14 protein-coding genes are annotated in these 25,165 nt (G+C 49.7%); 4 read left to right on the top strand and 10 right to left on the bottom strand.

Annotation, left to right across the window (positions count from 1 at the left end; genetic code table 11):
- Positions 1-81: 81 nt before the first annotated feature.
- The 3 genes from AC3RPL_RS12345 to pepN form a co-directional block, all read right to left on the bottom strand.
- Positions 82-3,432 carry a two-partner secretion domain-containing protein gene (locus AC3RPL_RS12345; protein ID WP_490740229.1) on the bottom strand — a complete coding sequence of 1,117 codons (3,351 nt, stop codon included), beginning with the start codon at positions 3,430-3,432 and terminating at the stop codon, positions 82-84.
- Between the two features lie 26 nt (positions 3,433-3,458).
- Positions 3,459-5,171 (bottom strand): ShlB/FhaC/HecB family hemolysin secretion/activation protein, encoded by a 1,713-nt coding sequence (locus AC3RPL_RS12350; RefSeq protein ID WP_490740230.1) that lies wholly within the window; start codon positions 5,169-5,171, stop codon positions 3,459-3,461.
- Between the two features lie 647 nt (positions 5,172-5,818).
- Positions 5,819-8,434, bottom strand: coding sequence for an aminopeptidase N (pepN, locus tag AC3RPL_RS12355; RefSeq protein ID WP_490740231.1), 2,616 nt, complete (start codon positions 8,432-8,434; stop codon positions 5,819-5,821).
- 245 nt (positions 8,435-8,679) lie between these two features.
- On the opposite strand from pepN, the gene pncB reads away from it, so the two are divergent.
- The 4 genes from pncB to AC3RPL_RS12375 all read left to right on the top strand — a co-directional run bounded on the left by pncB (position 8,680) and on the right by AC3RPL_RS12375 (position 14,261).
- A complete protein-coding gene (gene pncB / locus AC3RPL_RS12360) occupies positions 8,680-9,900 on the top strand; it encodes a nicotinate phosphoribosyltransferase (protein WP_490740232.1) in 1,221 nt (406 codons plus the stop codon).
- Between the two features lie 169 nt (positions 9,901-10,069).
- Positions 10,070-11,470, top strand: coding sequence for an asparagine--tRNA ligase (gene asnS, locus AC3RPL_RS12365; protein WP_034941124.1), 1,401 nt, complete (start codon positions 10,070-10,072; stop codon positions 11,468-11,470).
- Positions 11,471-11,770: 300 nt separating this feature from the next.
- Positions 11,771-12,886 (top strand): porin OmpF, encoded by a 1,116-nt coding sequence (ompF, locus tag AC3RPL_RS12370; protein WP_490740233.1) that lies wholly within the window; start codon positions 11,771-11,773, stop codon positions 12,884-12,886.
- Between the two features lie 184 nt (positions 12,887-13,070).
- Positions 13,071-14,261, top strand: a complete 1,191-nt coding sequence (locus AC3RPL_RS12375; RefSeq protein WP_490740234.1) for an amino acid aminotransferase — start codon at positions 13,071-13,073, stop codon at positions 14,259-14,261.
- A 144-nt stretch (positions 14,262-14,405) separates the two neighbouring features.
- Here the strand turns inward: AC3RPL_RS12375 and AC3RPL_RS12380 are convergent, their stop codons facing one another.
- The 7 genes from AC3RPL_RS12380 to cmoM form a co-directional block, all read right to left on the bottom strand.
- The gene (locus AC3RPL_RS12380) at positions 14,406-15,035 is read right to left on the bottom strand and encodes an MBL fold metallo-hydrolase (RefSeq protein ID WP_490740235.1); all 630 of its coding nucleotides are present in this window, start codon (positions 15,033-15,035) and stop codon (positions 14,406-14,408) included.
- Between the two features lie 31 nt (positions 15,036-15,066).
- A complete protein-coding gene (gene mepK / locus AC3RPL_RS12385) occupies positions 15,067-15,615 on the bottom strand; it encodes a peptidoglycan L,D-endopeptidase MepK (RefSeq protein WP_034941133.1) in 549 nt (182 codons plus the stop codon).
- Between the two features lie 186 nt (positions 15,616-15,801).
- Entirely contained in the window at positions 15,802-17,613 is a 1,812-nt protein-coding gene (gene ldtD / locus AC3RPL_RS12390) for a L,D-transpeptidase (protein ID WP_490740236.1), read from the bottom strand.
- A 177-nt stretch (positions 17,614-17,790) separates the two neighbouring features.
- A complete protein-coding gene (mukB, locus tag AC3RPL_RS12395; protein ID WP_490740237.1) occupies positions 17,791-22,254 on the bottom strand; it encodes a chromosome partition protein MukB in 4,464 nt (1,487 codons plus the stop codon).
- On the bottom strand, positions 22,247-22,963 hold the full coding sequence (mukE, locus tag AC3RPL_RS12400; protein ID WP_034941140.1) for a chromosome partition protein MukE: 717 nt from the start codon (positions 22,961-22,963) through the stop codon (positions 22,247-22,249). The genes mukB and mukE overlap by 8 nt, the downstream gene beginning before the upstream one ends.
- Positions 22,944-24,266, bottom strand: coding sequence for a chromosome partition protein MukF (gene mukF / locus AC3RPL_RS12405; protein ID WP_034941142.1), 1,323 nt, complete (start codon positions 24,264-24,266; stop codon positions 22,944-22,946). Before mukF ends, mukE begins: the two co-directional genes overlap by 20 nt.
- Positions 24,263-25,048 carry a tRNA uridine 5-oxyacetic acid(34) methyltransferase CmoM gene (gene cmoM / locus AC3RPL_RS12410; RefSeq protein WP_490740238.1) on the bottom strand — a complete coding sequence of 262 codons (786 nt, stop codon included), beginning with the start codon at positions 25,046-25,048 and terminating at the stop codon, positions 24,263-24,265. Before cmoM ends, mukF begins: the two co-directional genes overlap by 4 nt.
- Between the last annotated feature and the right edge of the window lie 117 nt (positions 25,049-25,165).

Here is a 25,165-nt window from a genome sequence, read left to right on the forward strand (position 1 = left end):
CTGTTTAACTTACCAGCAACGTATCTTTAGCCCCACGACAGGAAAAAAATTTTGCCACGGTGAAGCTTTATTTACTCAGCTTTAATTCAGGCTTGCAGCCATGCTTTCTGCAATCTTACCGATCGCATCCAGATGTTCCTGACTCGATGCCAGTCCCCAGACATTGCCCGCGAGTTGTCTGAGCATTTCATCGGTAATTACACCGCCATTTACCAGCACTTTATACATATAATTGAGGACGTCTGGCATGACGGCTGATTTGATGCCAGGGATGCCAGAATTAATCAGCTGCTGGTAAAATTCACTGCCACCCACCGAGGTAGTCCATGTCCAGAAATCGGTGCTATCGGTGAGATCAATTAAGGGAAGTGATGCGTCAGCAATGTCACCTGCTGACTGATCGTCACTGTCAGGTACAAGGGTGTCGCCATTATCTGGCTGCGAAGCGCCACCCTGAGCTTCCGATGGGTTGTGCCAGGCTGTGGTCATAATATCTGCAATTTTACTGATAGTGCTGATATTTTCCTCAGTATATCCAAAGCCCCAGCTTTGAAGAGCCAGCTGCTTAATTATCTCACTATTGATTTCGTTGCCGCTTGCGAGAATTTTATACATATAATTCATTATTTCTGGCAGAAGCGATATCTTTGGAAAAGAACTCGTAACCTGCCTGTAGACATCATTCACGGAGTCATTCCATGCCCAAAAGGCTGAATCATCAGTCACGTCAATAACGGGTGCAGAAGTCCCATCGTAGTTGATATCCACGCCACCGACAGAAATCAGACCATTATCGTTCTGCGAATCCTTAACTGACATATCCAGTTTGGTGTTTGCCGCAACAGTGCCCGATTCATTTTTCAGCACATCGCTGGTTAGTGTAATGACATTACCATTGAGGGCACCACTTTGGTTATTAATTTCATCCGCTTTCAGCGTGAGTGAACTTTCCGCTGCAATTGTCCCCGTAGTATTGTCGATGGTACTGGCTGCAATACTGACATCCTGCCCCAACACTGTGCCATATTCATTACTCAACGAGTTTGCATTAATATCCGTTAAGCTTCCACTGTGAATGATTCCATTGTTATTATTTATTTCAGCGCCTGACAATGAAACTTTATCCAAAGCATAAATCATGCCATTCTGGTTATTAATATCGCCACTTTTAACATCAATAGTCTGGCCAGACACCCGACCATTATGATTATTAAAAGCTTTACCATTAGTATTAATGGATAACATATTTGAAGATTCAAGCTGGCCTGATTCGTTGTTCAATGACTGAGAGTCTGACACCAAACTTTCATAGCCAATGATGCTTCCCTGCTCATTATTCAGCTCAGCCGTTTTAATCGTGGTATCACGGCCAGAGATGCTGCCCTGCTGGTTATTCATGCCAGTACTGACTATGTTGATATCTTGCTCAGCTGCAATAACGGCAGCGCTGGTGTTAAGATTTCCTTTCCCTGCGTCAAGGTTAATATCCATAGCCGTCAGTTGGCTGCCACTGAGATCCAGCTCTTCCCCTTGCAGGGTCAGCGTACCGTATCCATAAAGATTAGCCGAACCATTAGCGATCAGTTTGCCGGTTGTATTAAGAGAAAGGTGGTTGTTGCCACTGTAGTCAAACATGCCGGCAAGCATGGTACTCTCCGCGCTGCTGTTCAAACTCGCAGCATTTACGCTGAGATCTTTTCCTGCGAAAAGGTTGCCGCTATGGCTGATGTGGCCTGTACTGTTGAGAGCAAGATTTTCGTTAGCATTAATATCCCCTTCGTTGGTAACAGACGCCGCGTTGACAGTCACCTGATTTCCCTGAAGCAACCCGCTATTGTTAACCATGCCTGCGGCGTTTATTTCCGCCTTAGCTGATGAATAAATGTTACCCATTTCATCATTAATGACATCACTGTCACTATTGATGGTTATATTTCCTGTACCGTAGATATAACCCGCTGTGTTAACCACAGCTTTACTGGCTGTGATGTTGATATCACCATTACTGGCAATATTACCGCTGGTATTTTTTATTTTACTGGCAGTCAGATTAATACTACCAGAACCGGCCATTTCGCCTTCTGAATTATCAAGCTCACCTGTATCAATGGTGATATTTTCAGCACGCATAAAACCTTGCTGATTATTGACACTGTTACTGGTGAGCGTCAGTTTCTCAACTGCATTGATCGTTGCACCGCTGCTGTCAATTGCTCCCTTACTGGCATTCAGCGTGACGTTTCTGCCATTTATCCCACTACCGTTAATTGCCAGTTCAGAACCTTTGAGAGTCACATCACCACCCGCACTAATTGCGCTGTTACTCTGACTGTGAAGAGTGGCCGCGGTAAGTTGGATGTTGCCATCTGCACTCAAATTACCTGTATTCGTGAGTGTTTGATTGGTGGTAAAGACAGCGTTGCTGGTGGCAACAATATCGCCACTGTTGCTGATATTACCGTCAGTATTAATCACCACATCGCCCGCTGAACTGTAAACTGAACCCGCGTTGTTAACACCCACGCCTTTCTCAGTGCCAATCAGGGTAATTTTTCCGGCATACATGCCGCCCAGGCTGGAAACATCCAGAGCCAGCGTATCACTATCGGCACTACTACTATCCAGTTTGGTTACCTGTTGATTCGCCGCATCCACCTGATTAAGCCCGGTAGTAATCCTTAAATCATTAGCCTGGATAAAACCATTCACCTTAACCGTACGGGCAATAATATCGGTGAAATCCTGAGAGGAGCTGTCCATACCATTACCCTGTACGACAATCTCACCTCCCTGCACTTTGTAGCCGGTCAGAGCCCCATTTTCCAACTGGGCCTGCCCGGTTGTCAGCGTGGCCCGATTAGCATTGATAAATCCACAGCCATCACAGGTTATACCTGAAGGGTTGGCGATGATGACCTGCGCATTTTGTCCGGCAACTTCAACATAGCCATTTAACTGGCTGGCATTAGCTGAATTAACTTCATTCAGAATGATTTTTGCTGCCCCCTGGGCCAGAGCAGCATTCCCCTGAATCTCACCGCCCAACTGAGTCCAGGCTCCATTTTGTGAATTATTCAGAATGACCCCTTGCTGACCCACATCAAATTGGCTGTATACGTTACGAGAAACGCCTGCCGCACTCGGTGCCTGAATATCTACCTGGGTTGCGCCATAAGGCGTATTACTGATGCCCGGTTGCAGCCCCGCCGATGCTGAAGCATCCGCCACCACATTAGCATGGGCTGTGTGAACCGCGCCCATCGCCAGCAGAAGGCCAAAGCTAACCGCGCTGAGCTGCCCAATCTTTTTCACTGTCACTTTTTTTACGCTGCCAGAAGAAGAATCCGCGCGATGCGAATGGGCAAATTCGGCAACCGCCACCAACATGCCGCGGGTTTTACTGAAAACAAGCCGGAAGAATTTACTGTTCATTGCTATTTCCTTATAAATGACGTTTTTTAATAATTCCAGGACACACTGAACCCCAGCGTTAATTTGCTGGTTTCAAAAGCGTCTGGTTTGGAGAGAGGTGCAGCAGCAAACATGTCGTAACTGACGTTGAAGGCATTGCCGCGTATCCCCAGCTGACTACCCGCCAGATGGGTTCCCGTTAAATACTGGCTGCCATAGCCACTGACTTTGCCGTAATCAAGGCCCAGATACAGCTCCTGACCCGGTACTGGCGTGCGCCAGGCGATGTCATTACGTAAAAACCAGCCTCGGCTGGCAATTAAGGTACGTTCACCATCAAATCCCCTCACCGTCCAGCGGTTACCCATTGATAATTGCTCTGGAGAGGTCAGAGGCGTCTTGCTGATTTGTTGGAAATATCGCGCGTTATAACGAAATTGCTGGGTGCTTAATGCAAAGGGTACGTTTAGCTGAACATTCACGATGCCCGTTTTACTCAATGCGGTAGCCGTTCCCGCACTTTCCTCAGGCGCCGGTAAAGCACCAAACCATCGTGTTCCCTGCTGATAACTGAGAGAAGTATCCAGCACGGCGCGATCAATAAATTGTCGGTGATTCAGCCCTAACCGCCAGGCCGTCGTCCGGCGTCGTTGCCAGTTTAATTCGGTATCTTCAAGGTAATTATGTGATTCACGTGCAATCAGTTCATAACTAAAGCTGGTTTTATGACTACGCCCACGATGAATAACCCGGCTGATCTGCGCATTGAGGTTTTTAATTTCCCCGCTGTAACTGAAATCCTGGTAGCGACCAGAAATAGTCTGAAGATAGCGATAATCATAAGCAGTTACGCCAAACATCCAGTAACCAAAGGGGATCGAATAGTGTCCGGTTATATTTTTGCTTTGCTTTTTCCCGGTATCGTGAAGATCATGCGAGCCAGATATGTAGATTAAATCACCTAAAGAAAAAGGATTATCCAGCGAAACCGTCATCCCCCCCTGATAACGACCGGTGCTTTTGCTACCAGCATCATCAACAGACAATCCAAGTCGCCAGATCTTTTTTTGCTTCCAACTGACTTCGATATCACTTTTCCCCAGCTGTTCAGCCGGAATAATTTTCATACTGGCCTGTGTACCCGGCAGACGTTGTAAATTTTCCAGCCCCTGCTCTATGTCCCGGACAAAAAGAAGATCGCCTGAACGCGGCGGAAAAAGAGTATAAAGCTGAATATAGCTGTCACTGTTTTCACTGAGCCTGACCTTATTAATATTGCCAGGGAGTAATTTAAGCTTCAGCAGGCCACTTTTTAAATTTTGCTGAGGCGCAACCACGCGTGTGGTGATATATCCTTTTGCCACTATGCTGTTTTGCAGGCCTTTCATTAGCAGATTAATGCCCTGTCCTCCCAGACAGTGCCCGATAGCCTGGTGAGCATAAGATTTTAATCGTAAACTGCCTGGTAATTCCTCTGCACCTTCCAGCAACACCGCCTTTATCAAATAACAATTTTCTTCTGCTGGAAATTTAATTTTTCCATCAACCAAAGCTGGAGGAAGAGAAAAGCGCACATCTTTTGCTGATGGATTTAGCTGACTTTCTAGAACCTGCTGTCTTTGTTGCTGTGTTATTGAAGGATCAACGCTGGTTGTTAATTGATGCATCTGTTCTGTCGGCGCACTCTGAACACTCCTTAGTAACAATAAAAGGAGTAAAGCGCCCCATGAAAAGCAATTTTTATTTAAATTAATAAACATTGAGTCCGTCTCTTTTTTCCAGACCAGCCCTGGCTTTTAATAGTTATAGTTACGTAAAAAATACTATTTAAGGATGATTAAATTATAGTAATGAAAAGATAAAAACAAGAATTTGAAATTAATCAAGCAAAATCCGAGTTTTGCAAAAATGAAACTGTTAAATAACATGGTTATTCAAAAATAAACCAATAAAAAAATTAAATCACACACCATTAACAGCCCTAAGAGAAAGATTAATAATTCTTTTTATCACTCTGAATAAGATGATAATTAAAACTTTAAAATCAACAGAAAATGTACAGTTCTTTACAAAAAGAATTCAGTTCGATCTGTGTACAACTTAGCGATTAAAATCACGCAAAAAAATATTAACTGAGTTGCAAAGTGAAGTTTAATTTCAGAGATAAGATTAATAACCTTTCATAACCGAAAATAAGGATATGCTATAACAGTACCCGACCTGCTAATTTCCCATAAGCTGGATGAGAGTGGGTTAATGGAAAAATGAAATTACGCGCAGATATTTACAAAAGGTGATATTGCAAGATGATATAAAAATAGCGGATGTACGAGGTCAGAACGAATATTTCTGATATTCCGTACGATGTCCGGAGCCATCAGCATGCAGATGGCTCCGGATAGCACCTTTAGTGACTCAGCGCTTTGCTGATTTTTTCGTAGAGATCGCCAGACAGATTGTCCAGTCCCTTCAACTGCTCGAGCGCCGCACGCATCAGTTTCTGGCGGTCGCTGTTGTAGCGTCTGAAACGAATAAGCGGCTCAATTAGCCGTGAAGCAACCTGAGGATTGCGCGTATTCAGATCGGTCAGAATCTCCACCAGAAAACGATAGCCGCTACCATCCGCAGCATGGAAAGCGGAAGGGTTTAACGACGCAAACGCGCCGATAAGAGAACGAATACGGTTTGGATTACCCAGATTAAATGAGCGGTGGTGAAGCAATGAACGAACACGTTCCAGTACCTCCGCAGCAGGGCTGGTTGCCTGTAGGGTAAACCATTTATCCATCACCAGACCATCCTGATGCCAGCGTTGGTCGAACGCCTCCAGCAGAGCTGCCCGACAGGGCAATTGAGCTGCAACCGCCGCCGTCATTGCCGCCAGCGAATCGGTCATGTTATCTGCCTGATGAAACTGGTCAGTGACCAGTTTTTCTGCCAGCGCGCCATCACCAAACGCCAGGTAGCCGAGACAGACATTTTTCAGCGTCCTTTTACCAATTTCATCATGCTCAACCCGATAAGCAGAAGTGTGAATGGCGCGCCAGACGGCCAGCCACTCATCAGCGAGTTCAACGGCAAGCATACGCATCAACGCTTCGCGCACTTCTGCAATTGCCTGTGGATCAATAGTGTCAAAAAGTTCGGCAATTTCATTTTCTCCGGGCAGGGAGAGGATCTGTGCCATCAATGCCGGATCACCCTTTTCTTCCAGCAGTACCGCACGGAAGGCATCCACGACATGAAGTGGCACAGAAAGCGGTTGTCCCTGCTGGCTGCGGGCGACATTTAATTTAATGTGCGTGGCCAGCAGGCTTTGCGCCGCATCCCAACGGGAGAAATCATTACGAGCATGGCGCATCAGGAACGTTAACTGTGCATCACTCCAGTTATAATTAAGTTTGACCGGAGCAGAGAACTCACGCAGTAGTGATGGCACCGGCTGGCAGGGAACGTTATCAAAGATGAAACTCTGGAATTCATCGGTCACATTCAGCACGTGGTGAACAGGATGTCCGTTGCGCTCAAGTGCGATGACTTCCCCTTCGTTGTCATACAGTTCAATATCCAGTGGAATATGAAGCGGCTGTTTATCTTTCTGGTCGGCCGTGGGTGGCGTGCTCTGCGTAACGTGCAGGCTGTACTGTTTCAGTTCAGGGTTGTAATCATCTCTGACCGTAATAACTGGGGTACCGGACTGGCTGTACCAGCGACGAAATTGTGACAGATCGACATCTGAAGCATCTTCCATAGCCTGCACAAAATCGTCACAGGTCGCTGCGCTGCCATCGTGCCGCTCGAAGTACAGTTGCATTCCCTTCTGAAAACTTGCCTCACCCAGCAGCGTATGCATCATGCGAATGACTTCCGACCCTTTTTCATACACCGTTAATGTGTAGAAGTTATTCATTTCAATAACCTGCTCAGGCCGGATAGGGTGAGCCATCGGGCTGGCGTCTTCAGCGAACTGTAAACCTCGCATTTTACGCACGTTATCAATACGATTTACGGCTCTGGAACCCAAATCGGAGCTGAATTCCTGATCGCGGAACACCGTCAGTCCTTCTTTCAGGCTGAGCTGAAACCAGTCGCGGCAGGTAACACGATTACCTGTCCAGTTATGGAAGTATTCGTGACCAATAACCGCCTCAATACCCAGATAATCTTTATCGGTGGCCGTTTCTGCTTTAGCCAGAACATATTTCGAATTAAAGATGTTCAGACCTTTATTTTCCATTGCGCCCATGTTGAAGAAATCGACGGCAACGATCATAAAGATGTCCAGGTCGTACTCCAGTCCGAAACGCTCCTCATCCCATTTCATACTGTTTTTTAGTGAGGTCATGGCCCAGTCAGCGCGGTCCAGATTGCCACGATCGACAAAAATCTCCAGCGCCACATCGCGCCCGGAACGCGTTCTGAAACTGTCACGCAGTACATCAAAATCACCGGCCACCAGTGCAAATAAATAGCAGGGTTTGGGGAAGGGATCATGCCACTTCATCCAGTGGCGACCATCCTCCATTTGCCCACTATCAACACGGTTACCGTTTGACAGCAGGTAAGGATAAAGCGTCTGCTCAGCAATAATAGTCGTGGTAAAACGCGCCAGAATATCCGGACGATCCAGATACCAGGTAATATGTCGAAAACCTTCCGCCTCGCACTGTGTGCACAAGGCCTCACCCGATTTATACAGCCCTTCCAGCGCAGTATTTTTATCCGGATGAATGTTATTGACGATTTTTAAAGTAAATGTCTGCGGCAGCTCTCTGAGAATGAGTAACTGTCCATCCAACTGGTACTGCGCCCAGGGCTTGCCATCAATCTCGAGAGAGATCAGAGTTAAATCTTCACCATCAAGGTGCAGTTCGGCCCCAGCAGCCCCGAGACGACTGACCTGGCTGACAGCGGTAACCCTGGTAGTACTGGCATCGAGATTAAATGTCAGATCGATGTCGGTAATGGTGTAATCCGGAGCACGATAATCGTGGCGATTTTTAGCTTGTGGCAATGGTGTCATAAGTCACTCTTACGTCGATAATTAGTTAACCTTTTCCAGTCTATTCCTGTTGGCAGGATGTTGCCACGTAGAATGATTACCGGCGCACTTTAGCTGGAAATAAACATTTCATTAACAAGCGCACAGATTGTCCTCGACCCGGGTGCCGGAATTATGCTGTGATCGGGTTCAATAAATGACTATTCAAGTTATACTCCTGCAACTTTTCCATTTTTTAATCCAGGGATAACGCTCTTCGCCAGAGGATGCTGAAACGCACCATGACACGACATGCCTCCCCGATACTGACCACTTTGCTGGATACGGATGCCTATAAGCTGCATACGCAACAGGCCGTGTTTCATCGTTATCAGACCGTTTCTGTCGTTGCGGAATTTCGTTGCAGAGGCGACGAGCAGCTGGGTATTTATGCTGATGATATTCTCCAGCAAATCAAACATATGCAATCACTGGCGCTGACCAGTGAAGAGGCCAGCTATCTCTCTGACCTGCCCTTCTTCAGCAAGGATTATCTCACCTGGCTCAGCCAGTTCCGCTATGACCCGACCCAGGTTTGTGTCCGCAATGTGCAGGGCCGGCTGGATATTCGCATCTCCGGCCCCTGGCTGGATGTCATCATGTGGGAAGTGCCACTTCTCGCACTTATCAGCGAAGTGGTACATCGTCATCGCACCCCTTTGATTCAGCCAGAACAGGCCGTTGAGCATTTACAGGATAAGCTGACAGCATTCCGGAATATGACGGCAGAACTGGATATGTCGCGCTTCAGGTTGATGGACTTTGGCACCCGCCGTCGTTTCTCCCGCGACGTGCAGACAGCAATTGTCAGCACACTCCAACAGGAATTTCCGTGGCTGATCGGCTCCAGTAATTATGATATCGCCCGTCGGTTGAATATCGCTCCGGTCGGTACACAGGCACACGAATGGTTTCAGGCTCACCAGCAGATCAGTCCGGTACTGGCAAACAGCCAGCGGGCAGCACTGCAAGCCTGGCTGGATGAATACCCTGCCAGTCTGGGTATCGCCCTCACCGATTGCATTACCATGGATGCCTTTCTGCGTGACTTCGGTCAGCATTTTGCCCATCGCTATCAGGGATTGCGTCATGACTCTGGCGATCCGGTTGAATGGGGTGAAAAAGCCATCGCCCACTATCAGAAGCTGGATATCGATCCACGCAGTAAGACGCTGGTTTTTTCCGATAATCTGGATCTGGATAAAGCGCTGGCGTTATATCGTCATTTTGGTCAGCGCGCCGACGTCATTTTTGGTATCGGAACACGGCTCACCTGCGATATTCCTCATGTCAGGCCGCTGAATATTGTGATCAAGCTGGTGGAATGCAACGGGAAACCGGTGGCAAAACTCTCCGACAGTCCGGGCAAAACGATTTGTCAGGACAAAGCTTTTGTCCGGGCATTAAGAAAAGCGTTTTCACTCCCGCTGGTAAAAAAAGCCAGCTGATTCTCAAAAGAGGGCAAAAGCCCTCTTTTCTTTTATCTTCTCGTGGCTTGCCTGAATAAATCTCTGTCCAGTGGACGAATTCTGCTTGTATCTCGCCTGCTGGCAAGTAACATAGCTGCTGGCCCAGATGGGCTACACATTTTAATTTCTGATGAAAAGAGAGACTTTTATGAGCGTTGTGCCTGTAGCGGATGTACTGCATGGCCGGGTCGCGGTTGACAGCGAAGTCACCGTACGCGGCTGGGTACGTACACGAAGAGATTCAAAAGCCGGTATTTCCTTTATCGCCGTCTATGACGGTTCCTGCTTTAATCCCGTCCAGGCCGTCGTTAATAATTCACTGAATAATTATCAGAATGAAGTACTGCGCCTGACCACCGGTTGCTCGGTGATCGTCACCGGGAAGGTTGTGGAGTCACCGGGTGAAGGTCAGAGTTTTGAAATTCAGGCCAGTGCTGTTGAAGTCGTGGGCTGGGTGGACGATCCGGACACCTATCCGATGGCCGCCAAGCGTCACAGCATTGAGTATCTGCGGGAAGTGGCTCATCTGCGGCCGCGCACCAATCTGATTGGTGCAGTGGCACGCGTCCGTCATACACTGGCACAGGCGCTGCACCGCTTTTTTGATGAGCAGGGTTTCTTCTGGGTTTCCACCCCGCTGATTACCGCATCCGATACCGAAGGCGCTGGTGAAATGTTCCGTGTATCCACGCTGGATTTGGCCAACCTGCCCCGCACCCCGGAAGGCAAGGTTAATTTCGAAGAAGATTTTTTCGGTAAAGAAGCTTTCCTCACCGTTTCAGGACAGCTGAACGGCGAAACCTACGCCAGCGCTATTTCGAAAATTTATACTTTCGGCCCTACCTTCCGGGCTGAGAACTCCAACACCAGCCGTCACCTCGCCGAATTCTGGATGCTTGAACCGGAAATTGCTTTTGCCGATCTGGAAGACAATGCTGCACTGGCTGAGGCAATGCTGAAATATGTTTTCAAAGCGGTTCTTGCTGAACGAGCTGATGACATGGCGTTCTTTGCTGAGCGCGTAGACAAAGATGCGATTTCCCGCCTTGAACGTTTTGTAACGACAGATTTTGCCCAGGTGGATTACACCGATGCTGTCGATATTCTGATCAACTGCGGCGAAAAATTCGAAAATGCCGTTTCATGGGGTATCGATCTCTCATCCGAGCACGAACGTTATCTGGCAGAGAAGCACTTCAAAGCACCGGTTGTGGTAAAAAATTACCCAAAAGATATCAAAGCGTTCTATATGCGCCTTAATGATGATGGAAAAACCGTCGCCGCAATGGATGTTCTGGCTCCGGGCATTGGTGAAATCATCGGTGGATCACAGCGCGAAGAGCGTCTCGACGTACTGGATATGCGCCTGAATGAGATGGGGCTGAACAAAGAAGATTACTGGTGGTATCGTGACTTACGTCGTTACGGAACCGTTCCTCATTCTGGTTTCGGCTTAGGTTTCGAAAGGTTAATTGCCTATGTCACTGGCGTACAAAATGTAAGAGATGTTATCGCCTTCCCTCGTACGCCGCGTAATGCCAGTTTCTGATAATCTGCATTATATATAAGAAATTCATATACATATTAAAGGTCAGCTTCGCTGGCCTTTTTTATTTTTGTAAATTATGAGTTGGTTCACAAAGCTCCCTAAAAATTACATTTTGTAATACATTTTTTCATCCAGAAACCAGAATAGGGTATTAGTAGCATTTTCGGGCTAGATTAACCGCTCAGCGAATGGAAAGATGCGTGCAGACACAGAATGACACCAAACTCGCTTCAGAGTTCTGTAAAGAATTATTGACGGCAGTGGCAGGTGTCCGAATAACTCCAATGAGGGTAATAAAAAATGATGAAGCGCAACATTCTGGCACTGGTGATCCCTGCCCTGTTAGCAGCAGGCGCAGCTAATGCCGCCGAAGTTTACAATAAAAATGGCAACAAGCTGGATCTCTATGGCAAGGCTGTGGGTCTGCACTATTTTTCAGATAGTGATGGCTATTCAGGTGACGGAGATAAATCGTACGCTCGTTTTGGCTTCAAAGGTGAAACCCAAATTAACGATCAGTTAACCGGTTACGGTCAATGGGAATATAACTTCCAGGCTAACAACTCTGAAGGAAGTGATGCACAGAACGGTAACAAAACCCGTCTTGGCTTTGCTGGCCTGAAACTTAAAGATTATGGTTCAATCGATTATGGTCGCAACTATGCTGTGGGCTATGATGCGCTGGCCTGGACTGATATGCTGCCAGAATTCGGTGGTGATTTCAGCAACTCCGATACTATGACTGGACGTACCACTGGCGTATTGACTTATCGTAACACCAATTTCTTTGGAATGGTTGATGGCTGGGACTTTGCTGTGCAGTATCAGGGGAAAAACGACGAGTCTTCTGCAAACACTCGTTCTGATCTGCAAAGACAAAATGGTGACGGATACGCTGTATCTACGTCTTACACCTCACCAATTGGGGTAGGTATTGTCGGTGCATACAGCTCACAGGATCGCACTGACACTCAGAATACAGCCGTGTATGGCAAAGGTGACCGGGCTGAGTTTTGGGCAACTGCCGTCAAATATGATGCGAATAACGTATACCTTGCAGCTTCATATGCTGAAGGACGTAATGCAACGCCTATCTCTAACAACAACTTGCGCACCGCAAGTAATGATGCAACACCTGGTTTTGCTAACAAAACTCAGGATATTGAGCTGGTTGCGCAATATCAATTCGATTTCGGGCTCCGTCCTTCTGTTGCTTACGTTCAGACCAAAGGCAAAGATATTGAAGGAATTGGCGATGTCGACCTGGTTAAATATTTTGAAGTGGGTGCTACTTACTACTTCAACAAAAACATGTCTACCTATGTTGACTACATTATCAACCAGCTGAATGATAACAATGCTTTGGGATTGGGTAGCGGCGACACTGTTGCTGTAGGTCTGGTATACCAGTTCTAAGTTTTCAGACGGGAGCACTCTCCTGAGCTGATTTCAAACGGGGCCTCTGGCCCCGTTTTTGTTTTCTTTGATTTACTCCCCGCTTTTGCATCCCTTTATTTAGCGCAAACGGTTGGCAATTTGTGCGCCGTGGCGGTAACCTGAGTGCTCATTTCGCTTCAGTTTAAGTTAACGGACTTCGACTATGTTTGAACGCATTGCAGCTGCCCCCGCAGATCCTATTCTTGGCTTAGCCGACCTCTTCCGCGCCGATGACCGCCCAAATAAAATTAACCTTGGTATTGGCGTCTACAAAGATGAAACCGGCAAAACACCGGTGCTGACCAGCGTGAAAAAAGCTGAACAGTATCTGCTGGAAAACGAGAACACAAAAAACTATCTGAGCATTGACGGTCTGGCCGATTTTGCCCGCTGCACGCAGGCCTTATTGTTTGGTGCAGAAAGCCCGCTTATCGAATCTGAACGCGCCCGCACGGCACAAACACCAGGTGGCACCGGAGCTTTGCGCGTCGCCGCTGATTTTATTGCCACACAGACCAGTGCCAGACGCATCTGGGTCAGTAATCCCAGCTGGCCAAACCATAAAAATGTCTTCGAATCTGCCGGTCTGGAAGTTTGCGAATACCAGTATTATGATGCAGCCAGTCATTCGCTGGATTTCACTGGCATGCTGAATGCCCTCTCAGCCGCCGCCGCCGGTGATATTGTGGTGTTTCATGGCTGCTGCCATAACCCCACCGGCATTGATCCTGATGCCCAGCAGTGGTCACAGCTGGCCGAGATGTCTTTGAAGAAAGGCTGGTTGCCTTTATTTGATTTTGCTTACCAGGGCTTTGCCCGCGGTCTGGAAGAGGATGCAGAAGGCCTGCGCATTTTCGCCGCCAGCCATCAGGAGCTGCTTGTCGCCAGCTCTTACTCAAAAAATTTCGGTCTGTACAACGAGCGTGTCGGGGCATTCACGCTTGTCGCCAGCGAATCAAGCATTGCTGATACCGCCTTCAGTCAGGTAAAAGCGACTATTCGCGCCAACTACTCTAATCCTCCGGCTCATGGTGCAGCAGTGGTAGCGACCATTCTCAGCAATCCTGCTCTGCGTGCTATCTGGGAACAGGAACTCACTGACATGCGCCAGCGTATTCATCGTATGCGCCAGCTGTTTGTAAATACGCTCCAGGAGAAGGGCGCAAAAGGCGACTTCAGTTTTATTATTAATCAGAACGGCATGTTTTCATTCAGCGGATTAACCAAAGACCAGGTCGTGCGACTGCGGGAAGATTACGGTGTGTACGCGGTGAATTCAGGTCGTGTTAACGTAGCAGGTATGACGCCGGATAATATGGCCCCGCTTTGTGAGGCGATTGTCGCCGTTCTGTAATATCCTTTTCAGTCATCGTTGAAAGGAAGCGCCCGGTTGAATAAAGCCTGACGGTGTTTTTCAAACGTTACCCCTCTCGTTAACAGGAGCGGTAACCAGCAATAAAAAAGCCTGCTGATTAGCAGGCTTTTTTATTGCCACCTCTTACTGCAAAAATGGATTAGAGATCCTCTCACGCCCGAGAGTGGAAACAGGGCCATGCCCCGGCACAAAAGTAACATCATCACCTAGCGGCAATAATTTTTCTTTAATCGCAGCAATAAGATCGCTGTGGCTTCCCTGAGGAAAATCGGTTCGACCCACACCGCCGTTGAAAATCACATCGCCAGAAATCAGCAGGCGATCAGCCCGATCAAAAAAAACTATGTGACCAGGGGTATGGCCAGGGCAGAGAAAAATTTCCAGAGAGGTATGGCCGATCTGCACAATATCCCCCTCTTCCAGCCAGCGATCGGGCTTAACAGGCGTGCACTTCGGTAAGCCAAACATCTGGCTTTGTACAGGCAAGGCGTCAAGCCAGAAAGCATCAGCACGATGTGGCCCCACCACCGGGACCTGATAAAACGTTGCCACATCAGTGGCAGCACCAACGTGGTCCAGATGGCCATGCGTCAGCAAAACCTGCACCACGGAAACCCCCTGTTTTGCAACCACAGCCTGGATTTTGTCCATATCACCACCGGGATCAACCACCGCAGCCTGTAAGGTTGCAGTGCACCAGATCAAAGAGCAGTTCTGCGAAAAAGCTGTAACAGGGATAATTTGATAGTCCATAATTTTCCATAGCGCCAGGCCGGATTTTCCGTTACCAGTGCCTCACCGGTCCGGTATCAATATGTACAAAGTTGCTGCTCGGGTAGTACCCCACCCCACCGGCCTTCATTGACAACGCCGCCTTGCGGACATTGCTCAGTGAGATCCCTTCAATGTGGAAATCCATTGCCTGACCCAGCGTATGATAGCTGTGTTTTGCCACGCCTCTGGTACGTTCACGCATTAGATTATTGGTTGCCACTGAACGATAGCCCGAAATCAGCTGAACCGGTTTACGGGTGTCAAGCAGTGCCTGTAGACGATAAAGCTGATCGAAGAGATGAGGATCGATATTGCGGGTCTGATTTGCCCTGTAATCACGAAAAAAATGATTAAGCCGCGACAGCTCTTTTTTATCGTAACTTTTTCCGTTAAAAAATTCGGTCTTAAGGCTCTCACCCGTATTGAGGTTATTCAGCGTTAAAACACGGGGACGGGAGGTAGAAAGTGAAGCGAATGCCTGAGCTGGAAGCAACGTCAAACCTAACGCAGCACCGCCCAGAGCCAGTATTTTACGGCGTTGAGGGTTGAAATTATCCATCAGTCAGTATTGCCCGGTATTAATTTTCAGAAAGGATGAAAAACAGTCACAATTCCGAACCATAACCGGGGGAAATTGCTGAGTCAACCTCTGACGCCTGAAGGGTGCGACAATTTACACAATCAGTGTTGCACCCGGTAATCAGATCGCCAGTGCCGGAGAAAATTAAACCCTGAGTAATCAGGGTCACAGCATTAATTGCCCCGCTGCCGCCAGCACCTGCACCCCCGAACGTGCCGTCATATCATAATTGTAAATATCTGTACGATATTGTGGCTTACCGTCATCAGCAACCCAGGCAGTAAGATAATAGAGATTAACCGGAATACGGTGCCTGATCGGAATATAACGGGTATTGCCCTCTTTCAACGTGCTGGAAATGCGGGTGTCGTTCCAACCTGCATCCTGCAACAGCAGATTAGCCAGATCGGAAGCCTTATTCACTCTGACGCAGCCCGAACTCAGCGCACGTATGTCTTTTTGAAACAGATTATGGTTCGGGGTGTCGTGCAGATAAATGGCATCCGAACTGGGCATATTGAATTTATACCGGCCCAGCGAGTTCGTTGCGCCAGGAGCCTGACGAACACGATAAGGAAAAGACGCCGCAGACACCATTTGCCAGTCTATCATTGTGGGATCGATCACCTCTGCGTCACTGCTCCAGCCAGACAGCAGGGTGTAGTTGTGCTTGTAGAGGTAGGCAGGATCCTGTTTCACTTTTGGAATAATATCCTGGCGGACCAGCGTGGTTGGCACATTCCACGGTGGATTCAGCACCACGTTATTAAGCGCACTACGCATCAACGGCGTTTTACGATCCGGTCGGCCAACGATTACTCGCGAGGCGAGGATTTGATTGCCATTGAGGTAGTAAATCAACGAATAGTTCGGAATGTTAACCATAATGCCGTTATGCATGTCGTCCGGCAGTAAACGCAGACGCTGAATATTCAGCGCTAACAATGAGGCGCGTACCTGCGGCGAAGCATTAAGCCATTCGCGGGTGCGAGCTCCAATCGCCGCATCTGCTTCCAGTCCCTGCCAGCGCTGAAAGCGTTTTACTGCGTCAACCAGATCGCTGGAATAGATATGGGTGGGGTCGGCAGGCACAGAAGTACCCTCTACCAGGCCAGCAGGTTGTGGTGTGTTGGCACTGTCATTTTCAGCAACCGCAGCCGCAGACGGACTGACCACCGCGTCTTCATCAACCACAGCAGCCGGCACGCTGGTAGTGGGTACAGCATCATCAATGGGACGTGGCGCATCGCTGCCTGGGGTCATCATCCCGGTACGCTGGAGGATCTCCCTTAATGCGGGAACATCATCACTCAACTGGCCCGGACGCAGCGTTTTGCCTGCTTTGAGTTGCGGCCAAGGACGATTATCAGCCAGCAGGGCTTTTAATGCCTGATGCATCAACGCATATTGCGGATGTTGTGGTGCCAGTGAGTTAATAAAAGCACCACTGCTACCCTGTTCAACGGCACGCTGCCATTGATTAACTACCGCCACTGAGGGCAGCTCCAGTTTGTAGGGCACATTGCTGTACAGCCAGGTTTCACCTTTCGCCGGGACTGAAGAAACAAATTGCAGATAGCCGAGCATCGCATCGGAAAGCACCACATCACGGGCCAGACCGGTAACCGCCGGATCGGTCAGCATTTTTATCCATTGTCTGAATTGCGGCTGTACACCGGACATCGCCACTTCGGCCAGTTGCTGCTGAAACTGCTGCACAGCCTGACGATCCTGCCACATGGGTTGCATATCATGCGAAGCATACAGCGATGCCAGTCCATTAAGAAAAAAAGGCCGGTAGCCGTTATGAAAAGCAGAAAGCAGCTGGTTTTGCGCCTGCGAAACCGTATACGTCGGGTTAGCGGGGGCAGATACCGGAGGAATACCGGCAACTGCGGGTAATATCTGTCCTGGGATCAGCGCCAGGCAACTGCCTGTCAGTATTAATCTTGCAAGTCGTGATTTTGTCAGCAACATCCCTTGCCTCCTGTGAAATGTCTTAAGAGACGATAACCATCTGGTCATTAGCCATAGTTATAAGTATAGAAAAAAGAAAACGGCATTTGTTATAAAAAGCGCAAATGCCGTTGCTAAGATTAATGCGCTGACATCTTTTTTACTATATCTGCCAGCGTATTATTTCAATCATAACATTCAACCCGCAACACTCTGGCCGTCTGCTATGTCATCAGAACTGATGGTTGAAGGTTCAGCAGCAAAACCACGCAGGCCAACAACATGCACATGCTCGGTATTATTAATGACCTTACGTACCAGCTTATAGGTAGTGCCTTTTTCCGGACTGATATTTTCTGGCGCAGCAATAATCAGCTGCATCTCCAGCCTGTCGCAAAGCTCAAACAACGTAGCGATAGATTTCGCATCCAGACGGGCAGCTTCATCAAGAAACAACAAACGACAGGGAGAAATATCCTTGCCCCGCAGACGGCGTGACTCTTCTTCCCAGCTTTGCACCACCATCACCAGAATCGACATTCCGGTACCTATCGCTTCACCGGTCGACAGCGCGCCGCTCTCCGCCCGCAGCCAGCCATCAGAACCACGGTTGACCTCTACTTCCATATCGAGATAGTTGCGATAATCCAGCAGTTCCTCACCGATAGTCTGCGGCATCCGCTGACCCATATCGATCTGCGGATTAAGGCGCTGATAGAGTTTCGCCAGCGCTTCCGAGAAGGTCAGCCGGTTACTGTTGAACAGATCCTGATGCTGCTCATGCTGTTCAGATAAGACATCCAGCAGCATGGCATGAGATTCGCGCACGTTAACATTGAGACGCACACTGTGCACCTGACCAAAGCTGACGCTTTGCAGACCCTGATTCAACTGCCGGATACGATTCTGCTCACGCTGGATAGTTTTGCGAATAATATTTGAAACGCTGCGTGAACTGATAGCGAGCATCTGTTCGCGGGCGGTCAGCTCCTCGGTGAGACGCCCCAGTTCAATTTCCATCTGCTCAATGGCTTCGACCGGATCGTCAGTGCGAATAATATCCTGGCGGATACGCTCACGCAGGTGCTGATAAACCGCAATAAAGAACTGGATCTTGCGTTCCGGGCGTTTTGGATCTTCTGACAGGCGCAGCACATCACGCAGATGCTCGTTATCTGCCACCGCCAGACGCAATGCGCCAAGCGCTTTATCCGACATCGAACGCAGTTCGTCGCCCCCCAGATAGGCGAGTTCACGACGATGCAATCGCCGCTCGACGCCATTATCTTTCACCATCCGTAATACAGCGACCCAGCCCGCTTTAGCACTCACTACCTGCTCACGGTTCTGATGATAATCCCGCTCCACACGTTTCAGTTTTTTCTGCAACGCATCCATTTCAGCTTCACAGAAGGTCAGCTGTTTCTCCAGCTGATTACGGCGGGCGCGGTTGTTACTCAATGCGCTGTACAGCTCGTCGCGACGCAGACGGGCGCGTTCTTCCGCACTGGCATCGGCCTGTACGCCAATCTCCTGCATCTCCTGCTGTAACTCTTTCAGCATGTCCTGCTTCGCATCGAAAGAGCTTTTCAGCGATGCCAGCACCTGTGAATACTGCGTTAGCTGTGCCTGATGAGTTCGCAGCTGTTCCCGTGCCCGGGCGCGCTCAGACTCCGCCTGCTCAAGACGGTGGCGCAGTTTCTCATTCAGATCGCTGTTGCCATCCAGCATGCCGGCTGAATCCACGTAACTAAAGTGTGCACGACGCTGCACCACTTCGGTAACGGCAAAAGCCTGCTGACGTGCATCACGCTGAATAAGCTGTGCCTGCTGATAATCCTGTTTCAACTGGTCGTGCTGCTCCGGATCGTTCTGCAAAACCGCGACTATCGGTTCCAGCTTCGCCAGATGCTGACCGTGCTGTTGCAGAAAACGTGCGGCTTCCTGCGCTTCATCCAACCGCTCCAGGATCTCTTCGTAGCGATCCTGTAACGTTTCATCCAGCAACAGACTGACTCGCGGCATCAGCCGGTTAAGTTGGGCGACACCCTCTTTTGCCTGGTCAAACTGCTGACGCTGCTGCTGATTTTCACTTTCGTGCGCGCTGATCGCCCGCTCCAACTCTCCACGACGGCTGTTAAGGATGCGAATTTGTGCTTCCGGATCCGGCTCAAAAGCCACAGCCAGATGGCTGCCAATAAAGCGGCTGAACGACTGATGAAGGCGCTGCGTTTTCTGTACGTCGAATGACAGCGTGGCAAAACGTTCTGCCAGGGTTTCCCGTTCAGCATGCAGCCGTTCAAGCTGGTTTTCACGGGCGGCGCGACCAAACAGCGGTACTTTGGGAAAACGGGAATAGCGCCACTGGCGATCGCCTGCTTTTACCACCACCGCTTTTTGCAGTTCTTCAACGTTAAACACACTGTCATCGAATGACTGAGGATCGCCCTCAATCAGATAGAGATCTTCCGGACAGTCTTCCAGACCGTCCAGCAGGTCACGCACCAACGACAAATCCGGCACCACAATAGCATGGCGGGCTGGGCCATAGAGGGCTGAGAAATAGGGCGCATCATCAATGGTGACATCATCATAGATTTCAGACAGCAGCACACCGCCAAAACGCTCAGCCAGATTGTTCAGTCGGCCATCTTCCGCCCCGCCGGGCTGGCTGAGGCGTTCAATCTGTTTTTCAACATCCCGCTTACGGCTGGAGACTTCATCGCGCTCGACGGTAGTTTCACGCTCGCGCTCCAGCAGTTGCTGCATAAATTCTGTAACCTGCTGGCTGCTTTCCAGCAACTGCCCGGTTTGCTCACTGAGCTGGGTAAGAATATCCTGCGCGGCCAGCCATTGTGGTGCCAGCCTGGTCAGACGGGCAATCTGCTCGCGAACCTGATCCAGCTCCTGACGCAGGTTCATGCGTTTCTCACCGGCTTCAGAGACACTCTCAGAGAGCAGTTCGATTTGCGCTTCCAGTTCGTGTTGCAGCGCTTCCAGTTCCTGAGGATGGTACTGCTGACCATGACGTTTACTGAACTCATTCAGCAGACGTTCAGCGTCCTGTTGCTCACGCAGACGCTGTTCCAGCTCGGACAATCGTGCCCGCAACGATTGCAATTGCTCCGCATGGTAGCGTTGATTACTGGCATCACGCAGCAGGTCACGGCCTGTCTGCCAGGCGTCGCTACGGCTGACCGGCCCTGCTATGCGGGTAACCAGATCGAAAGCCTGAGCGAACTGACCGTGTGCGGCATCCGCCACGCTCATTTTCTGCTCCAGCATCAGCAGTTTGTCCGTTGCCTCCTGCTCTTTCGCGCGGAAAGTTTCCTGCCAGCTTTCCGCATTATCCACGTTCAAATCGGGGATCTGACATACCTGTTGCGCGCGTTGTAAGGCAGCAAGCGCCTGCTGATATTGGATAGCACGGGTTTGCTGCACGTCCAGCGCCTGCTGGTAATCTGCCAGCTGGCTTTTTAATTCATCAACTTCCAGTTCGGCTGCTTCAGCACGGGCCTCGTTCTCTTCCTGCACTTCCCGCGCTTCGGCCACCACCTCATTCTGCTCTTCCAGTCGATAAGTCAGCTCATCGATGTCGCCTTCATAACGTTCGATTTTTTCCTGCTGCCGCATCGCTGTCTGCACCAGATTCAGGTGGTCACTGGCGCTTTGATAATCCGTTTCCAGATCGCTTTCGGCACCATTATGTTCACCCAGCTCACGCGCCATTTCCACATGTCGGTACTGCTCCGTAGCCAGCTGACGTCGGCTGCCAAACAGCTCGCCCCGCTGTTGCAACGCGCCATCAAGATGAATGCGTCGCTCATTGGCATGGCGCATGTAGTCAGCGGCAACGTAGCTGGTGGCTTCCGAAATTAAATGTTTAAACAAATCGCGGTCGGACTGGGTGACGCGAATAGCTTCCAGCGTCATGCGGTTTTCACGCAGCGCGGCTTCCATATCCTGAAAGGCTTTGCGCACGCCGCTGTTTTCCGGCAGCAGATAATCACGCAGCGAACGGGTAATGGCGCTGGAAATCCCGCCATACAGTGAGGCCTCGATCAGCCGGTAATATTTGCTACGGTCAGCCGCAGAACGCAGCCGACGGGCCACGATCCCCAGATCAAACATCAGCGAATGGTAATCGGTGATCGAGTTAAACTGTCTGAACTGCACGCTTTCCATCGCTTCAAACTTTTCTTTCAGTTCACTGAGCGGCAGCACGCGAGCCTGGCGGGCGTTGACGGTTTCAGTCAGCACTTCTGTCGGATTGAGCGAAGTGGGCAGACCATGAATACTGAAGGGTTTGATATCGACTTTGCGATCGCGGCCCGCAACCTGTTGCAGACGCACGCCAACGATAACGCGCTGGTGCACAGAGTTGATGACATCCAGCGCCGCATAGCAGACGCCGGGACGCAATTTACCGTGCAGGCCCTTGTCACGCGAGCCCGATGTGGCGCCGGCTTCCGTTGTGTTACGGAAATGCAGTAATGTGAGGTCGGGAATTAATGCCGTGATAAACGCCGCCATGGTGGTGGACTTACCGGCTCCATTCCCCCCTGACAGCGTGGTGACCAGCTCATCAAGGTCAAAGGTGCGGGCAAAGAAGCCGTTCCAGTTAATCAGCGTCAGAGAGCGAAATTTACCACGTTCAATCATTGTCATTCTCCGCGTTGTCGGACGTTGCACCGTCCTCATCGCTTTCATCATTGAGGGCCAGACCACCGTCTATCGGCATGGCTTCGCCATCTCTGATCATTCTCAACTGGGCTTCGCGGGCATCATCACCACTGCGTACATCCGCACCAAAGCGGAACACCGACTCCGTAATGCGAAATTTGCTGCTGTCATTACCCATAAACCACACCATCCCCAGACGACGCAGGCGATTTAATGACGCGCGCATTTTCTCCTGTAATTTCTGGCGATCGAGATCCGAACCGGTAGAGCGCTGATTGACCAGCTTCAGCAGCTTACTTTCATCCGCCAGCGACAACAGTTCGTCATAGAGCTCCTGCTGAGTGAAAATCCCCTCATTGGCCAGCCTTTCCGGACTGAGATAGAGATAGCAGAGTATTTTTCCAACCATCATATCCAGTTCAGAGAGTACAGAACGTGGGATCAGCGTGGTGGATCGGGGGCGCAGGTAGAAGAATCCCTCTGGCGCACGGATCAGCTCAACGTTGTAGCGCGCGTAGAACTCTTCCAGATACTCCTGGTAATCCATCAGAAAAGCGTGATTATCCAGCTCTTCAATACCAATATGACGGCCAGCGCGTAGCTGGCTGTCCAGCGCCGGAAAAAGCGAATTTGCCAACGCCTGGGCCAGTTTAACCGGCATCACTTGTTCAATATTTATCGATGACATGCGCCTGTACCTTGGCTCCGTAATCATTAATGGTCTGCCACTCTGCGGGCAGGCCGGAGAAATCAGCTTCAGCCACACCTAAACGTACAGCCTGGTCGACCACAATTCTTGCCACATCAAAATGACGGGCGCGGGGATACTGCGTCAGGTATTCGCGCATCACCACCCCCAGATTGAGTGGCTTCTGCTGCGCTTTATAAAATGCCAGCGCTTCTTCAATCATCGCTGCCAGCTGTTCACGAATTTCATTGAATTCTTCGTATTCAAGCTCGGAAGGAAGCTCTCCGGTCACTTCTTCGTTACGCAACGTCAGTTCTTCATCGCGTACATCGAACAGGCGATCAGCATTGGCGAACGTTAACGCCCAGGGCGCATCGAAATAGCTTTGTACCGACTGACGCAGACGCTGAGCAAACACGCGGTTTTTATCCATATCAATGGCGGTACGGATAAACTTATGTACGTGGCGGTCATAGCCAATCCACAGATCAATCGCCTGCTGGCCCCAGCTGATAATACGGTCAAGTTTGTTTTGCAGATCAAAGACCAGTTTGTCGATAAATCCAAGGTCCGGGCTGCTCAGGGTGGCATCCTGGATACGCAGCAGATTAGCCTGTAATTTATCCCCCGCCGCTTCCAGCGTGTCCTGTAATTCGCGCAGCGTGCCCGATGTTTCGCTCAGCAAAAGTTCACAACTGGAGATGGCCGCCCGCCAGTCTTTGTTCAGCAGTTGAGCAATATCGTCTTTCACCGACTGCTGCTGCTCATCCATGATGCGCTGGGAAATATCGATACTGTCGAAGATTTCAGCCACGGAATATTTGAGCGGCGCAAAGACGTTACGGTGCCAGTGGAACTCATCGCCATCCTCATCTGCCGCATCGGCAGCACGCTTAAGTTCACCCGCGACTATGGACAGCTGCATAGAGAGCCGCAGCGTGGAAAATTCACGCTGACGGATGTAGTAGTCAGTGATACCAATCGCCAGCGGCGTCAGGCGATAGATGGCGTTGCCCTCTGCCTGCTCACTGGTAAATCGGTTGAGCAACCGCTGTCGCACCATATCGTTGATAGCATTATTGGCCCGCACGGCAATAGTTTCACTGGTTTGTTCAAAGCCTTCACTGACATGACGAAACGCGTCGGTCAGTTCACCTTCGCTCATTTCACCATCCATGCGCTCCCCGTTGAGGGTGGCTATTGCCAGTAAAAACGCCAGACGTTCGGTGGGCAAAGTGACGGAAAAATCATTTTTTCGCGCCCAGGCAACCAGTTCCGGTACCGTCTGGGAAAATTCGCTCATGGTTGTTCCTGTAATAATGGTTTCCGTGCTGTAACGTGGATATAACGGCCCAGGCTCAGGAATGGCTCCTGACGGCAAAAGCGCTTTTCCAGCGCCAGAATTTCGTCAAAACGTTCGGTCTGCTTGTGCCTGTCGCGCATGTAGTCGTGGAAAACGCGAATACCGGTTTTGCTTTCAAGCTGGAATCCCGCCTCTTCCAGCCAGTGATAAACCTGCTGCGGGTCGCGCGGATAGTCTGGCGATAAGGTTTTTCGCTTTCTTTTACGCAAACCGGCCTGCATATAGCCAAAATTGCCCAATACCAGTGTCTGCATCATCAACCCGTTGATGTTGTAAAACATCAACGATAAGACACCTCCGGGAGCCAGCGTGTCATATAACGCTGCCAGCACCGCTTCAGGTTCAGCCACCCATTCAAGCACAGCGTGAAACAATACCAGATCGGCGGGTTTATCCAAATGTTGACCAACCTGTTGAGCGCTAATTTGTTTAAATTGCATGTTATCGCTCACACCTTTCTCTGCGGCATGAGCCCGGGCACGCTGCAACATCTCTTCAGATAAATCGCAGAGCAGAACCTGATGCCCTCTGGCCGCAAGCTGACAACTGTTTTGTCCTTCGCCACCACCGGCATCCAGCACCTGTAAAGGCCGATCAGGCAAGGTGGTGAGGATCTCTTCCAGCGCCTGCCAGACGATAGCCTGGCGGATACGGCCTTTGGTGGTACCGTAGATGTTTTGCGAAAATTTCTCCGCGATATCATCAAAGTTGCGATCCTGCATGGTCAGGCTCCGGCTGTGCGGTGGATGAATCTGCGGCCTATTCTGGCATACACTGGCAGATAATGAACCTTTCAGTCACTGCTTCGCTTTCGGGTGGTGTTTTTTCGGACAAAAGGA

It is taken from the genome of Erwinia papayae (assembly GCF_058241465.1).

Excerpts from the sequence above, each read along its gene's own strand:
- AC3RPL_RS12345 (WP_490740229.1), bottom strand. The coding sequence starts at position 3,432 with ATGAACAGTAAATTCTTCCGGCTTGTTTTCAGTAAAACCCGCGGCATG.
- AC3RPL_RS12350 (WP_490740230.1), bottom strand. The coding sequence starts at position 5,171 with ATGTTTATTAATTTAAATAAAAATTGCTTTTCATGGGGCGCTTTACTC.
- pepN (WP_490740231.1), bottom strand. The coding sequence starts at position 8,434 with ATGACACCATTGCCACAAGCTAAAAATCGCCACGATTATCGTGCTCCG.
- pncB (WP_490740232.1), top strand. The coding sequence starts at position 8,680 with ATGCTGAAACGCACCATGACACGACATGCCTCCCCGATACTGACCACT.
- asnS (WP_034941124.1), top strand. The coding sequence starts at position 10,070 with ATGAGCGTTGTGCCTGTAGCGGATGTACTGCATGGCCGGGTCGCGGTT.
- ompF (WP_490740233.1), top strand. The coding sequence starts at position 11,771 with ATGATGAAGCGCAACATTCTGGCACTGGTGATCCCTGCCCTGTTAGCA.
- AC3RPL_RS12375 (WP_490740234.1), top strand. The coding sequence starts at position 13,071 with ATGTTTGAACGCATTGCAGCTGCCCCCGCAGATCCTATTCTTGGCTTA.
- AC3RPL_RS12380 (WP_490740235.1), bottom strand. The coding sequence starts at position 15,035 with ATGGACTATCAAATTATCCCTGTTACAGCTTTTTCGCAGAACTGCTCT.
- mepK (WP_034941133.1), bottom strand. The coding sequence starts at position 15,615 with ATGGATAATTTCAACCCTCAACGCCGTAAAATACTGGCTCTGGGCGGT.
- ldtD (WP_490740236.1), bottom strand. The coding sequence starts at position 17,613 with ATGTTGCTGACAAAATCACGACTTGCAAGATTAATACTGACAGGCAGT.
- mukB (WP_490740237.1), bottom strand. The coding sequence starts at position 22,254 with ATGATTGAACGTGGTAAATTTCGCTCTCTGACGCTGATTAACTGGAAC.
- mukE (WP_034941140.1), bottom strand. The coding sequence starts at position 22,963 with ATGTCATCGATAAATATTGAACAAGTGATGCCGGTTAAACTGGCCCAG.
- mukF (WP_034941142.1), bottom strand. The coding sequence starts at position 24,266 with ATGAGCGAATTTTCCCAGACGGTACCGGAACTGGTTGCCTGGGCGCGA.
- cmoM (WP_490740238.1), bottom strand. The coding sequence starts at position 25,048 with ATGCAGGATCGCAACTTTGATGATATCGCGGAGAAATTTTCGCAAAAC.